The sequence below is a fragment of the Roseibium sp. HPY-6 genome (genome assembly GCF_040530035.1).
Classification (GTDB): Bacteria; Pseudomonadota; Alphaproteobacteria; order Rhizobiales; family Stappiaceae; genus Roseibium.
The window spans coordinates 1,042,567-1,056,468 of record NZ_JBEWCD010000001.1 but is presented as its reverse complement, the minus strand read 5'-3'; the positions used below and the strand labels follow the sequence as shown (position 1 = coordinate 1,056,468).

10 protein-coding genes are annotated in these 13,902 nt (G+C 57.7%); all 10 read left to right on the top strand.

Features of this window, described 5'->3' with window-relative positions:
• Positions 1-154 precede the first annotated feature (154 nt).
• The gene (locus ABVF61_RS05015; protein ID WP_353992422.1) at positions 155-3,193 is read left to right on the top strand and encodes a hypothetical protein; all 3,039 of its coding nucleotides are present in this window, start codon (positions 155-157) and stop codon (positions 3,191-3,193) included.
• A gap of 454 nt (positions 3,194-3,647) precedes the next feature.
• On the top strand, positions 3,648-4,115 hold the full coding sequence (locus tag ABVF61_RS05010) for a division/cell wall cluster transcriptional repressor MraZ (protein ID WP_353992421.1): 468 nt from the start codon (positions 3,648-3,650) through the stop codon (positions 4,113-4,115).
• The gene (rsmH, locus tag ABVF61_RS05005) at positions 4,112-5,152 is read left to right on the top strand and encodes a 16S rRNA (cytosine(1402)-N(4))-methyltransferase RsmH (protein WP_353992420.1); all 1,041 of its coding nucleotides are present in this window, start codon (positions 4,112-4,114) and stop codon (positions 5,150-5,152) included. The genes ABVF61_RS05010 and rsmH overlap by 4 nt, the downstream gene beginning before the upstream one ends.
• A 2-nt stretch (positions 5,153-5,154) precedes the next feature.
• A complete protein-coding gene (gene ftsL, locus ABVF61_RS05000) occupies positions 5,155-5,511 on the top strand; it encodes a cell division protein FtsL (RefSeq protein WP_353992419.1) in 357 nt (118 codons plus the stop codon).
• Positions 5,512-5,522: 11 nt separating this feature from the next.
• Positions 5,523-7,235 carry a peptidoglycan D,D-transpeptidase FtsI family protein gene (locus tag ABVF61_RS04995; RefSeq protein WP_353992418.1) on the top strand — a complete coding sequence of 571 codons (1,713 nt, stop codon included), beginning with the start codon at positions 5,523-5,525 and terminating at the stop codon, positions 7,233-7,235.
• A gap of 99 nt (positions 7,236-7,334) precedes the next feature.
• Positions 7,335-8,804: a UDP-N-acetylmuramoyl-L-alanyl-D-glutamate--2,6-diaminopimelate ligase gene (locus ABVF61_RS04990; RefSeq protein ID WP_502949946.1), complete on the top strand. Its 1,470-nt coding sequence runs from the start codon at positions 7,335-7,337 to the stop codon at positions 8,802-8,804.
• Positions 8,801-10,231, top strand: a complete 1,431-nt coding sequence (locus tag ABVF61_RS04985) for a UDP-N-acetylmuramoylalanyl-D-glutamyl-2,6-diaminopimelate--D-alanyl-D-alanine ligase (protein ID WP_353992416.1) — start codon at positions 8,801-8,803, stop codon at positions 10,229-10,231. The genes ABVF61_RS04990 and ABVF61_RS04985 overlap by 4 nt, the downstream gene beginning before the upstream one ends.
• Before the next feature lie 10 nt (positions 10,232-10,241).
• A complete protein-coding gene (gene mraY / locus ABVF61_RS04980; protein WP_299473517.1) occupies positions 10,242-11,327 on the top strand; it encodes a phospho-N-acetylmuramoyl-pentapeptide-transferase in 1,086 nt (361 codons plus the stop codon).
• A gap of 5 nt (positions 11,328-11,332) precedes the next feature.
• Complete coding sequence (murD, locus tag ABVF61_RS04975; protein ID WP_353992415.1) at positions 11,333-12,733, top strand: UDP-N-acetylmuramoyl-L-alanine--D-glutamate ligase; 1,401 nt, start codon at positions 11,333-11,335, stop codon at positions 12,731-12,733.
• A complete protein-coding gene (locus ABVF61_RS04970; protein ID WP_353992414.1) occupies positions 12,733-13,890 on the top strand; it encodes an FtsW/RodA/SpoVE family cell cycle protein in 1,158 nt (385 codons plus the stop codon). The genes murD and ABVF61_RS04970 overlap by 1 nt, the downstream gene beginning before the upstream one ends.
• The last annotated feature ends 12 nt before the right edge of the window (positions 13,891-13,902 follow it).

Here is a 13,902-nt window from a genome sequence, read left to right as displayed (position 1 = left end):
TTTACGTATTCGCAAAATCTAGCTGAGTTTAATTATGATTAAATTGTGTCTAACGGGTCTTTTTATCGTCACGAACATTTAATGTTTTGTCCATGTTGCTATCGTTGTTCCTTCCTAACCTTGATTCGGGATTATCAATACAGGTGGGAAAGATATGGAAGGGACCTTCGAAGACTTTTTGGCAGCGCTGCTGGCATTTGAGTCCGGATGGGACAGGGATCGCTACGAAGCTGGCGTCATTCAGGATTGGCAACTCGACCAATGGGCAGGCGGCGCGGTCGGGACACACTTTCCGCAATACAGCAGCTGGTCGCAGCTGACCGATACTGAGTGGGAGGCAATGGCTTACCGCTCGATGAACTCGCTCGGGTTTGTCGGTTTTCAGTTCGGCGAGGCGTTGTTGATTGATCTTGGTTATTACGATGATGACGTCTTTTACGGCAACGGCGCATCGACCAACAGCTGGGACGGCTCTTGGACTGGCAAGAACGGTGTGAATTCGCTGGAAGATTTCACCACGAAAGACGCTCAGAACGTCGCGATCCAGGAAGCGTTTGGCTACAATTTGCAGGTTCTGGAGAACCAGCTCGGTAACAGTGGGCAGTCACTGAGCGATTTCATCGGCCAGACAGCGAGCTACACCCAAAACGGCGAGACAGTCACGGTTGAACTGACACTGACCGGAATACTTGCTGCCGCGCATTTGCGTGGCGCGTGGGGCACTGCGTCCCTGCTGCAAGGCGGAGCTGTCAGCACGGACGAATACGGTACGTCGATCCTGCAGTACATTGATCAATTCGGCGGGTTTTCCTCGCCTTCGATCGAGCAGATGATCGCATTTTACGAGGAACGGCTGACCGGCGACGAGGGTCTCGGCACGTCTGGAGGAACGCCGGTGACAGGCGACCCGGGTTCAGATGGCGGCACTGGCGGCGCCGGTGTCACTGAATCTGACGCCGATGTCGTGATCACCTGGACGTGGGGGCAGGATGACGTGGTAAACGGGTTTGATCCCGCCACAGACACGATCTTCATTGACTGGATTGGTGCCGCGGATCTCGAAGTCTCCGAGACAGCCGCGGGGGTTGTCTTCTCGGTTCCGGCGAACAACCAGACAACAACGCTGGGCGGTATTCAGCTGAGCGACCTCAGCGTGGCGAACTTTACGATCCTCGACGCGTCGGCGGCAGAAGAGATATTGGCGCTTTTCAGTGATGGACCAGGAACGCCTGATACCCCCGGCGAACCGGACGTGCCTGATGAGCCGGATACGCCTGACGCGCCTGATGAGCCGGACACACCAGACACACCAGACACACCAGACACACCGGACACTCCCGATGTGCCCGATACGCCGGTTCTTCCGGCAGCACCGGGCAACTGGAACGGAACTGCCGGCGTCACAGCCGCCACGGCAACCATTGTCGTCACGTGGGCATGGGGGACAGACCGGGCTGTCACCGATTTTGATCCCGCGAGCGACACGATCTTCATCGACTGGTTTAGCCCGGATGCAATCGATGTATCTGAAGATGGCGGCAACGTCGTCTTCACAATGGCCGCCAACAATCAGACGCTCACGCTTGCCGGCTTGTCTTTGAGCGACCTGGCGCCGTCGAACTTCACGATCATGAGCGAAGTGACCGGTCAGGAAATCCTGAGCCAGGTTGGAACCTTACCGTCGGGGCCCGTGGATCCGGTCGATCCCGTCGACCCTGACGTTCCGGGAACACCGGATCAGCCTCAAATGATCATGATCATGCCGAACAGTCCATCACGTGTGATTGACGACTTCGATCCGGCGACTGACATGATCCATCTTGAAGCCGGTGTGATTGCCGAGCGGCTGGAATTTGCCGACTATCCGGAAACGATCGCGGATACCGCGGACGGATTGACCATCCGCGTGCTGACACCTACCGGAGAGATCGCGAGCGAGACGTTGCTTGTGGGTGTTGATGCGTCAGATCTGACGATGAACAATTTCATGGTTGCCGAAGAGTCTGCGCTCAACGAAGTTGCCAGTCTGCTGGGGCAATCGGTAGTCACTCCGGACACTGGCGGCTTCAGTGTTGTCTATGACACGGACGGGTCCAATCCACCGGTGCCGACCGGTGTGAGCGACCAGGGCGGGGTCAAATGGGCGGCTGATTTCGGTGCGGACGACATTGTCGGTTTCAACCCGGCTGCAGATGAGATCGACTTCGGCAATGCATCGGTTCATGGGCTCATCCTGACGATGACGCCGAATGGCGAGCCGGTGATCGACAATCCGTGGGGTCCCGACATGCAAATTCTGCAGGGCGTCCATCTTGCCGAATTGTCGATGGAAAACTTCGGCATCGTCGGCAACGAACACCTGCGGCAGGATATCGGCGGCATCTTGTCCTGGGTGACCAATGTCGGCCCAAGAGATGCAGATACGGTCTATCTCAGGTCGCATGAGTACGGTGTCTCTGAAGTGATTGACGGGTTTGATCCGGCAACGCAGAAAATCAGCTTTCTTTATTTCGGAACGCGGGAACGGTTGAGCGTCGAAGATACACCTGAAGGTATGGTGATCAGTTCTCTTCCGAGCGGGCAGAGTTTTGTGTTTAGCGGTGTCGCGAAAGCAGACCTTGTCCCGGGCAATGTTGAGTTTCACCACGATCAGGTCATGGAAGACAATCTCGAGGCACCGTTTGGGTTTGACCAGAACGATGTAACGCTGGTTTCACGGTCTGACTTGCTGACACCCGATGCGCCTCCAGGGGAGACGACGGACGGGCATCAGACGAGGGAAGGGGTTGGCGCGGTATCTGATCCGGTTGGGCCTGAGATACCCGACGAGCCGGATGCGCCAAGTGATCCGGTTCCTGCTGGCGAGGAAATCGTCTTCGCGCAGGGCGCAGATACGTTGCTCGTGACCTGGGATTGGGGTCGGCAATTTGCCGTAAAAGCCTTCAATCCGGCTGAGGATGTCATCAATTTCAGCAGCTTGTCGGCATCCGATGTCGCGATTGAGGAAGTCGGCAACGACCTGAAGATCTCGGTGAACAACAATGGCGGTCACACATATGTGCTTGAGGGCATCCAGGCAGAAGATCTCTCGATCGCTAATCTGACTGCTGCAAACTGGAATTCGGTCATTTCCGAAGCCGGTGGCGTCACTGAACAACTGGAAAGTCTGGGCGCTGCCGATCAGCTCATCTGAGCGATACGAACTGATTTCAAACGAAGACCGCCGCGCCTCAGCGCGGCGTTTTTTGTTCTCCACAGGTCATTTGAAAGACCAAGTGGTTAGGCAGTATTTGCCGGGTTGCGGATGCCTCGCAGCCAAAACCTCCGTATTCCTGCGAATCCGATTCTCTCATTCTGTCAAGGCTTCATTAAGCATGTTCCGACTAACCTCGACCGACGGGGTCGTGAGCGATCAAATCGAGCTGGAATCCATGAGATTCCATTGACTGCCCATGTTTTCCCATGGTATCCCATAGATACCCAGAAAGGGGAGTGCGGACCCATTTTAGCCGGGTCTGGGACATCGAATTCGCGGCTCGGTTTGAGCCGAAAATTGCAAATTGCATGTCCTTGGCCGCGCATTGGCCGTTTCTTCTTAAGGGTGTTTTGGGGATTTCGACGGGAGGGCGCCCGTCTGAAGGGGATTGATGTCCGGCTTTGTTTCTCATTTTACCAACCGGCTCGATGCCAAGGGTCGCGTGTCGATCCCGGCACCCTTTCGGTCGGTCTTGGCGAGAGACGGCTTTGAGGGTCTTTACTGCATCACTTCCGCGCATTGCGATGCCGTTGACGCTGGCGGCAATGAGTTGCTGGCCGAGATCAACAAACGTTCAGAAGCATTTGCAAAGCTGTCGCCGGATCATGATGCGCTTGCCGTCGCCCTGTTTGGCGCGAGCGAGAACCCGAAAATCGACGGAGATGGCCGTATGACCATTTCCGACATGATCCGCGATCATACCGGCATCAGCGACCAGGTGACCTTTGTCGGCATGAACTACAAGTTTCAGATCTGGGAGCCGGAAAAGTTTCGTGAGTACCGTGCTGAGGCCCAAAGGCGTGCGCTTGCGATGCTGTCGGGGAATGCCCCCGCACCTTCACAAGGAGAGCCGGCATGACGGCGCTTGGCGACAGGGATGCAGCTTCTGCCGCAGGCGGACCCGAGCGTCACGTGCCGGTTCTCCTCAGTGAGGTTCTTGAGTGGCTGGATCCGAAAGCAGACAATGTCATCATTGACGGCACTTTTGGTGCCGGCGGCTATTCCCGCGCCATTCTTGCGCTCGGCGCTCGGGTCATCGGCATCGATCGCGATCCCGATGCCATCGCCGCGGGGCAGTCGATCGTCGAGGATGCTGGAGGGAGCCTGATGTTGGCTTCAGGGCAGTTCGCCGATCTGGAGCAGCATGCGCGCGCGCTGGGCTTTGAAGAAGTCGACGGTGTTGTCCTCGATCTCGGCGTTTCCTCCATGCAGCTCGACGAAGCCGAACGAGGCTTTTCCTTTCTTCGAGACGGGCCCCTCGACATGCGCATGGAGCAGGCGGGACCGTCAGCGGCAGATGTCGTCAACGACCTGCCGGTCCGCGATCTGATCAGAATTATCGGGCTCCTTGGCGAGGAGAAGCGCGCAACATCTGTCGCGCATGCAATCGACAAGGCGCGCAAGGAAAAACCGTTTTCACGCACGCTGGAACTTGCGGAGCTGATTGAAAGGGTGCTTGGCCGTTCTCCGAAAAAAGCGCAGATCCATCCGGCGACCCGAACATTTCAGGCGCTCAGGATCTACGTGAATGGTGAATTGCATCAGGCGGCAAAGGCTTTGGGAGCCGCTGAGCGGATTTTGAGACCCGGTGGTCGTCTCGTTCTCGTCAGCTTTCATTCTCTGGAAGACCGCATCGTGAAGAGGTTCTTTCAGGACAGAACGCGGACAAGGGGCGGCGGATCCCGGCATATGCCCGAAGAAGAGGTGCCGCCGGCAACATTTGAATTGCTGACACGCAAGGCAGTTGAAGCAACGGCGCACGAAACAGGAGCAAATCCGCGTGCGCGGTCGGCAAAGCTGAGGGCAGGGCGGCGCACGCAAGCGCCGGTTCGCGAATTGGATATCCATGCTGCAGGCGTACCCCGCCTTGCAGAGTTTCATGGGTTGGGGGGCTGAAGATGGTGCGAACGCTGAACATCTTGTTCATTCTCGCAGTCGTGATCGGTGCGGCGACCGTTTACGACATGAAACTGGCTGCAACAAAGTCGGCAGAAAAGGTTGCCGATTTGCAACGTCAGATCGACGAGGAGAGAAACGCGATCCGGCATCTCAAGGCGGAATGGAGCCTTCTGAACAAGCCGGACCGGCTTCAGGGTCTCGTCGAACGCTACAACGATTATCTGCAGCTCGAAGCGCTGGACGTAAAGCAGATCGTGGCCCCGAAGGATCTCCCGGCGCGTCCTGTTATGCTCGAGCCGATTGGTGGCTCCAACCAGATGGGCGGCTATGCCGGCTCATCGGCTTCAATCCGGTGAGGGGCTGACGAATGACCATTGTAAGCGAGCCGGCAAGTTTTCTACAGGTAAAGCGCACCAATCCCCGCGTTGTGCGTGGATCGATATCCTCAAGTGCCGTGAAGTCACGCGTCTATGTGGCCATGTTGGCTTTTGCATGCGTCTATGCGGCGATTGGCGGTCGTCTGGTGCTTCTGGCGCAGATGGAAGAAGCGCCGTCGCGTGCCTGGATTTCCGCTCAGGATTCTGTTTCCGCTTCCCGTCCCGATTTGATCGACCGTAACGGTGAAATCCTGGCGACCGATATCAAGACCGCCTCGCTCTACGCTGAGCCGCGCCGTATTCTGGACGTTGACGAGGCGGTCGAGGGATTGATCCGCGTTTTGCCGGAACTGGACGAGAAGCTGGTAAGGCGACGTTTGGAAAGCGGCGCGGGATTTGTCTGGCTGAAGCGTGAAATGACGCCCCAGAAGGCCGACCAGATCCACAATCTCGGACTTCCCGGTATAGGCTTTCTTTCGGAAAACCAGCGGTTTTATCCCGGTGGCCCAACGGCCGGTCACATTGTCGGCTCGGTGAATGTCGACAATCAGGGTCTTGCCGGCATCGAAAAGTACATCGACGACGAATGGCTTGGAGACCTGCAATCACTCGGCTTTGCCTCAGGGAGATCGATGGAGCCGGTCAGGCTGTCAGTCGACCTTCGCGTTCAGCACGTCGTGCGCGATGAGTTGGTCAAGGCGATGGAGCGTTACCGGGCGATTGCCGCGGCGGGGATCGTTCTGGATGCGAAGACCGGTGAGGTTGTCGCCATGTCTTCTTTGCCGGACTACGATCCCAATGACAGGTCTCAGGCTCTGGAGCGTGACCGTTTGAACCGGGCAACCGGCGGCGTCTTCGAGATGGGGTCGGTGTTCAAGGCCTTCACCACCGCAATGGCACTGGATTCCGGTTCGGTCTCCATAAACGACAGCTTCGATGCGACCCGGCCGATTCGCGCTGCAGGGCGGACGATCACGGATTTCCACGGGAAAAACCGCATTTTGTCCGTCCCCGAAATCTTCATCTATTCTTCCAATATCGGTACGGCAAAAATGATGTTGGCAACAGGTGTTGCCCGTCAGAAGGAGTTCCTGGAAAGGCTGCATCTGACCAACCGGCTGAAGACCGAGCTGCCGGAAAATGCGGCACCGCTGCTGCCGCCGAAATGGAATGAACTTGCCGCCATGACCATCTCGTTCGGGCACGGATTGTCCGTGACACCGATGCAGACGGCTGTTGCCGCCGCTGCAGTCGTCAACGGCGGGACGCTTCTGCCGCCAACCTTCATGCCGCGCTCCGAAGACGAAGCGCAAGCTGTTGGAAAACAAGTTATATCGCCGGACGTAAGCCGTATGATGCGGTACCTGTTCCGGTTGAATGTGCTGTCCGGATCCGGGCGTCGTGCGGACGTGCCGGGCTACACGGTCGGCGGTAAGACTGGCACTGCGGAAAAGATTGAAAACGGGCGTTACGTCAACAACAAACGCCGCAATTCCTTCCTGTCAGCCTTTCCGATGGATGATCCGAGATATGTGGTTCTGGTGGTCATCGATGAACCAAAACCTGAGCGACAGGGTATCGGTGCGACGGCAGGCTTGAACGCCGCGCCGACGGTTGGGGCGATTGTCAGGCGCTCTGCGCCGATGCTCGGCGTGATGCCCCGGTTCGGCAAGGGGGATGAACCAATCGAGATTTCCTATTAAGGAGACACAGTGAGAGCCAAGAGCGCCGGCGGGGTCGCAGCCGTTTACCGGTCTCTGGCTTTCAAAAAAGACGACGCACACATTGAACGATCAGGTGAGATGGATCTTGAATACTTGGCTGGCGGCATTCCGGTGCCGGATCCGGCAAAGGAACTGAAAATATTCGGCCTGACGGCAGACAGCCGGAAGGTGGAGCCCGGATTTCTTTTCGCGGCCTTCAAGGGAGCGACCGTCGACGGCACGCGTTTCGCACCGGATGCGGTCGCGGCCGGAGCGGCCTGCGTCCTGTGTGCCGATGAGGCGCTCGGCGAGCTACGGGCCAGTCTCCCCGAAAGTGCTGTCATTGTTTCTGCAGACGAACCGCGTCAGGTGTTCGCGAAAATGGCAGCCAGGTTCTATGGCCGGCAGCCAGATGTAATCGTCGCCGTCACCGGGACAGCCGGCAAAACCTCCGTTGCCCATTTTGTCCGGCAGATTTTTCAGGCGGCAGGGCATCCCGCTGCAAGTCTTGGTACACTCGGAACAGTCAAACCCGACGGGACAAGCTATGGTGGTCTGACAACACCCGATCCTGTTGCTCTCCATAAGGAACTCGCCGAACTGGAGCGGGAAGGCATAAACCATGCGGCGATGGAGGCCTCTTCGCACGGGCTCGACCAGTTCCGGCTGGATGGTGTGCGGCTGACGGCTGCCGCCTTCACCAATCTTGGCCGCGACCATATGGATTATCACCCGACGATAGAAGACTATTTGCGCGCGAAGCTGCGCCTTTTTGAAGATCTGCTGCCTGATGGCGGGACCGTTGTTGTCGATCCGGCGGAAAAATACGCTGACCGGGTTCTTGAGGTTGCGGAGCGTCGCGGATTGCCGGTCTTCACAGTCGGAGAGACCGGTGAAGGTCTGAAGCTTACCGGTATGCAGACGCACGGTAGCGGACAGGAATTGACGCTGCTGACAAAACGCGGCGAATACAAGATCACGCTCCCCCTGATCGGGCGCTTTCAGGTTTCCAACGCGCTCGTTGCGGCCGGTCTGGCAATTGTTGCCGGGACCGATATGGGGCTGGTGCTCAGGTCGCTCGAAAACCTGAAAGGTGCGCCAGGACGTCTCGAGCTCGCCGGGAAAACCGCATCGGGTGGTCTGGTGTTTGTCGACTACGCGCACAAACCCGATGCGCTCGACAACGCTCTGGCGGCGCTCAAGCCCTACGCGACTGGGAAACTCTCGGTCGTGGTTGGGGCAGGCGGTGACCGGGACCCTGGAAAACGCACCCTGATGGGGGAAGCTGCTGCGCGCCACGCCGATCTGGTGATCGTGACCGACGACAACCCGCGATCGGAAGACCCGGCAGCCATCCGTAAAGCCGTTATGTCAGGTGCACCCGAAGCGATCGAAATTGCCGACCGCCATGATGCAATCACCGAAGGTGTAAGGCACCTTGGTGCCGGCGATATTCTGTGTGTAGCCGGAAAAGGCCACGAAACCGGCCAGATTGTTGGCGAGACAGTGATTCCCTTTTCCGATCATGACGCCGTGCAAAGCGCCATCAGCCTTGTAGGAGACACATGAGCGACCCACTCTGGAAACTGGATGCCTTCGTGGAAGCTGCAGGCGGCGGCATCAAGGGTGACGCCGGCGCTGAGATCACAGGTATTTCGATCGACAGCAGGTCGCTTGAACCCGGCGATGCATTTGTCGCTATCAAGGGAGACCGGCTCGACGGTCACGACTATGTCTCAGCGGCGCTGGAAGCGGGTGCGTCGTTGGCGCTTGTCGCAGAAAGCAGGCTGGTGGATTTGCCCGAAGACGGCAGATATGTCGTTGTTCCCGATCCGTTGGAGGCCTTGCGGTGTATCGGTATTGCAGCACGCGCCCGAACGCACGCCAGGGTTATTGCAGTCACGGGTTCCGTTGGAAAAACGGGAACCAAGGAAGCGCTGCGGCTGACGCTGGAACAGTCCGGAAAAGTGCATGCTTCGGTCGCCTCGTTCAACAATCATTGGGGCGTGCCGCTGACACTTGCCCGCATGCCGGCCGATACAGACTATGGCGTGTTCGAGATCGGTATGAACCATGCCGGAGAGATCACGCCTCTGGTCAAGATGGTCAGGCCGCATGTCGCAATCATTACGACTGTTCAGGCCGTTCACCTGGAGTTCTTCGACTCCGTAGAGAAAATAGCCCAGGCCAAGGCGGAAATCTTTGATGGCCTTGAACCGGGCGGCATTGCCATCCTGAACAAGGACAACCGCCAGTTCGACCTCTTGCGTTTCCTTGCCGCCACCGCGGGTGTGTCTGTGGTGCAGACCTTCGGCGAGGATCAGAGCGCCGACAGCCACACTGAAAATGTGATCAGCTTTGCCGGTGGCTCCAGCGTAGACGCCACCATTCTCGGGACTGAAATCACCTACAAAATCGGAGCGCCGGGCAAACACCTGGTCAAGAACAGCCTTGCTGTCCTGACTGCTGTTGCAGACGTTGGGGCGGATCTCGCGAAAGCCGGACTGGTACTGGATGGAATGCGGGCGCCAAAGGGACGCGGTGAAGTCAGTCAGCTGATGCTACAGGGCGGTGAACTCAGTCTGATAGACGAGAGTTACAATGCAAACCCGGCATCGATGCGTGCAGCCATTGCCGTTTTAGGCGCCGTCCCGATAGCACGGCCAGCGCGGCGCATTGCCGTCATTGGCGACATGCGTGAGCTTGGCGCTGATGCTGATCGACTGCACGCTGATTTGCTGACGCCGATCCTTGAAGCTCAAATCGATGCTGTTTATTGCGCCGGACCGCACATGCATGCGCTCTGGGACCAGCTGCCGCATGAGCTCCGCGCGCATTACTGCGAAGATGCAAAAGATCTGGAAGACGTCATTTTGAAGGACGTCCGTCCCGGCGATGTCGTTATGATCAAGGGATCGCTCGGAACTCGCATGGGCCCGCTGGTAACGGCCTTGAAAAAGGAATACCCGCCCGCGGATGACACCGCGGCGGCATAAGGGATAGCTGATGTTTTATTTTTTGGGGCAATTCGCGGATCAGATTTCGGCACTGAACGTGTTCAGGTACATTACCTTCCGAACCGGCGGCGCCATTATGACGGCGCTGTTTTTCGTTTTTTTGTTCGGGCCCAAGATCATTTCGAGCCTGAGAATTCGTCAGGGGCACGGCCAACCGATCCGCGCCGATGGTCCTGAAAGCCATCTCCTTACGAAAAAGGGCACGCCCACGATGGGCGGTCTCATGATCCTGTCGGGTGCGCTGGTTGCTGCCCTTTTGTGGTCGGACCTGTCCAATCCCTATGTGTGGGTTGTCATCGGCGTGACGCTTGGGTTCGGTGTCATCGGTTTTTACGACGATTACCTGAAGGTGACGAAGTCCTCCCACAAGGGCTTTGGCGGCAAGGCGCGGCTCGGTCTGGAGTTTCTGATCGCGGCGGCGGCTGCGTTTGCCGTTACGGTTCTTGATACGTCAGAGTTTTCGGAAGCCATCACATTCCCCTTCCTCAAGGACTTTACACTCAACCTCGGTCTTATTTTCATTCCGTTTGCAGCCTTTGTGATGGTCGGGGCCGGCAATGCCGTGAACCTGACCGACGGGCTCGACGGCCTTGCCATTGTGCCGGTGATGATTGCCTGCGCCTCGTTCGGGCTCATCGCTTATCTGTCGGGCAACGCGGTCTTTGCGAACTACCTTCAGATTCATCACGTGTCCGGTACCGGTGAACTGGCCGTCATTTGCGGCGCGGTGATTGGCGCTGGTCTCGGCTTTCTCTGGTTCAACGCTCCACCTGCGGCCATTTTCATGGGCGACACCGGTTCGCTGGCGCTCGGCGGCATGATTGGTGCAATTGCCGTTGCCACCAAACACGAGATTGTCCTGGCGATCATCGGCGGATTGTTCGTTCTGGAAGCGGTGTCCGTCATCGTTCAGGTGATCTCGTTCAAGCTGACGGGCAAAAGGGTGTTCCGAATGGCACCTATACACCATCATTTTGAGATCATGGGCTGGACGGAAAGCCAGGTCGTGATCCGCTTCTGGATCATTGCGGTTGTTCTCGCCCTTCTCGGCCTTGCAACGCTGAAGCTGAGGTAGGACCCATGATTCCAGTCACCACATTTCAGGGCAAGAAGGTCGCATTGTTTGGGCTCGGGGGATCCGGCCTGTCGACCGCCCGTGCCTTGAAAGCGGGTGGCGCGGACGTTGTTTGCCACGACGACAATGAAAAACGCGTCCAGCAAGCGACATCGGAAGGCCTTGAGACGCAGGACCTGCGCTCGCTCGACTGGAGCGAGATTGCCGCACTGGTTCTGTCGCCGGGGGTGCCGTTGACAAACCCTGTTCCGCACTGGACCGTCGATCTTGCACGGGAGGCGTCCGTCGAAGTCATCGGCGACGTCGAACTCTTTTGCCGGGAGCGGCGCAAGCAGTGTCTTGCAGCACCGTTCATTGCGATTACAGGCACGAATGGAAAGTCGACAACAACCGCTCTTGTTGCCCACTTGTTGACGGAGGCCGGTCTCGATGTGCAGATGGGCGGGAACATCGGCACACCGATCCTAGACCTGGAGCCTCCACAGCCCGGCCGGCACTACGTCATTGAATGTTCGTCCTATCAGATCGACCTGGCCCCGACGCTGGACCCGAGCATCGGCATTCACATGAACCTGTCACCCGACCATCTCGATCGTCACGGTACAATGGAAAACTATGCGGCGATCAAGGAACGGCTCGTTGCCGGGTCGAAATTGGCCGTGATCGGTGTTGACGACCGCCTTTCCTCCCTTATCGCCGACCGGCTTGAACTGGCGCACAAGCCGGTGTGCCGTATCGCCGGAGAGCGGGAACTCACTGAAGGTATCTATGCGCATCTGGGCTATCTGATAGAAGCCCATAACGGCAGTCAGTCGGTTGTTGCGCTTCTCGGTGGTACCGACAGCTTGCGCGGTGACCACAACGGCCAGAATGCTGCCGCTGCCTTTGCCGCGCTTCGGGCACTTGAGATTCCCGGCGAACGAATTGCGGAGGCGATGAAAACCTTCCCCGGGCTGCATCACCGCATGGAAGTCGTCGCAAAGCGTGGCAGGGTGCTTTTCGTCAACGATTCCAAAGCGACCAATGCGGACGCAGCCGCGCGGGCTCTATCCAGCTTCGACCATATCTATTGGATTGCAGGTGGCCGGGCCAAGGCAGGCGGTATCTCCTCACTGGACGAACACTTCCCGAAAATCGCCAAGACATTCCTGATCGGTGAGGCTGCCGAAGAGTTTGCCAAAACGCTTGAAGGCCGGGTTCCTTTCAAGATCAGCGGGACATTGCCCCAGGCGGTGATTGACGCTGCAGCGGAAGCGGCGGAGGACGGAGCGCAGGAAATCGCGATCCTATTGTCTCCCGCCTGTGCAAGTTTCGACCAGTATCCGAACTTTGAATTGAGGGGCGCGGCCTTTGTGGACGCAGTACGTGCCTTGCCTGAAACCGGAAACACTCAGGAGGTGGCGTAATGGTATCGCGCGCTGATCGAAGCCGTTTCGCCGAATGGCTCTGGACAGTCGACCACTATCTGCTGGCAGCGTTCGGGCTGCTGCTGCTTTCAGGGGTCGTTTTTGCCTTCGCTGCAAGCCCTCCAGTCGCTGAGCGAATTGGCGTTGATACCTTTTACTTCGTCAAGCGGCAGGCCATGTTCCTGGTGCCCGCGCTGGTGATCATGCTGGCCGGGTCATTGATGACACCACGAATGGTTCGAAGAGCGGCGCTCGTTGTCTTCAGTGTCTCGGTTGTCCTGCTGGTGGCAACTCTCTTCATGGGATTTGAGACGAAGGGCGCCCGCCGGTGGATCTATATTGCGGGTGTTTCGCTTCAGGCATCGGAGTTCTTGAAACCTGCGTTCGTGATACTGGTTGCCTTTCTGTTGTCTGAAAGTGGCCGTCGCCGCGAAGTTCCCGGCGTTTTATTCGCCTTCGTACTCTTTGCCGTATGTGCTGCGTTGTTGATTGCTCAGCCCGACTTTGGCCAGACCATGCTGCTCGGTCTTGTCTGGGCGGGACTGTTTTTCCTGAATGGGATTTCCTGGTTTATCATTGTGGCGCTTGGGCTTGTCGGCGTAATCGGCCTTTTCGCGGCCTATGCCTTTCTGCCCCATGTGACCAATCGTGTGGACAGGTTTCTGGATCCGAGTTCAGGCGACACATTCCAGGTTGATACGGCGATGGATTCATTTCTTGCCGGTGGCTGGTTTGGGCGCGGCCCGGGTGAGGGGACTGTGAAACAGGTTTTGCCGGACAGTCATGCCGACTTCATTTTCGCGGTCGTTGGAGAAGAGTTCGGCGTTGTCGTCTGCTTGCTCGTGGTGGCGGTGTTTGCGTTCGTTGTCCTGCGCGGCCTCAGCCACGCAGGCCGGGACCAGGATGCTTTCAGCCGTCTGGCGACAGCGGGACTTGTGGTTCTGTTCGGACTGCAGGCAACAATCAATCTTGCCGTGAACCTTCATTTGATACCCTCAAAAGGCATGACCCTTCCCTTTATTTCCTATGGTGGATCTTCCCTCTTGTCCTCGGCAATGACGGCTGGTGCTATTTTGGCGTTAACGCGCAGAAGGCCGCAGCCATCCAGATCGGAAGTCGTGACCGTGAGCCGGTTGTCCCCCTCTTCGTTGATGTAAGGCGTATTGCCG

What these genes read in the sequence shown, in the direction of transcription:
- ABVF61_RS05015 (WP_353992422.1), top strand. Translation starts at nt 155, where the DNA reads ATGGAAGGGACCTTCGAAGACTTTTTGGCAGCGCTGCTGGCATTTGAG.
- ABVF61_RS04990 (WP_502949946.1), top strand. Translation starts at nt 7,335, where the DNA reads ATGGATCTTGAATACTTGGCTGGCGGCATTCCGGTGCCGGATCCGGCA.
- ABVF61_RS04970 (WP_353992414.1), top strand. Translation starts at nt 12,733, where the DNA reads ATGGTATCGCGCGCTGATCGAAGCCGTTTCGCCGAATGGCTCTGGACA.
- ABVF61_RS04985 (WP_353992416.1), top strand. Translation starts at nt 8,801, where the DNA reads ATGAGCGACCCACTCTGGAAACTGGATGCCTTCGTGGAAGCTGCAGGC.
- ABVF61_RS05010 (WP_353992421.1), top strand. Translation starts at nt 3,648, where the DNA reads ATGTCCGGCTTTGTTTCTCATTTTACCAACCGGCTCGATGCCAAGGGT.
- murD (WP_353992415.1), top strand. Translation starts at nt 11,333, where the DNA reads ATGATTCCAGTCACCACATTTCAGGGCAAGAAGGTCGCATTGTTTGGG.
- ABVF61_RS04995 (WP_353992418.1), top strand. Translation starts at nt 5,523, where the DNA reads ATGACCATTGTAAGCGAGCCGGCAAGTTTTCTACAGGTAAAGCGCACC.
- rsmH (WP_353992420.1), top strand. Translation starts at nt 4,112, where the DNA reads ATGACGGCGCTTGGCGACAGGGATGCAGCTTCTGCCGCAGGCGGACCC.
- ftsL (WP_353992419.1), top strand. Translation starts at nt 5,155, where the DNA reads ATGGTGCGAACGCTGAACATCTTGTTCATTCTCGCAGTCGTGATCGGT.
- mraY (WP_299473517.1), top strand. Translation starts at nt 10,242, where the DNA reads ATGTTTTATTTTTTGGGGCAATTCGCGGATCAGATTTCGGCACTGAAC.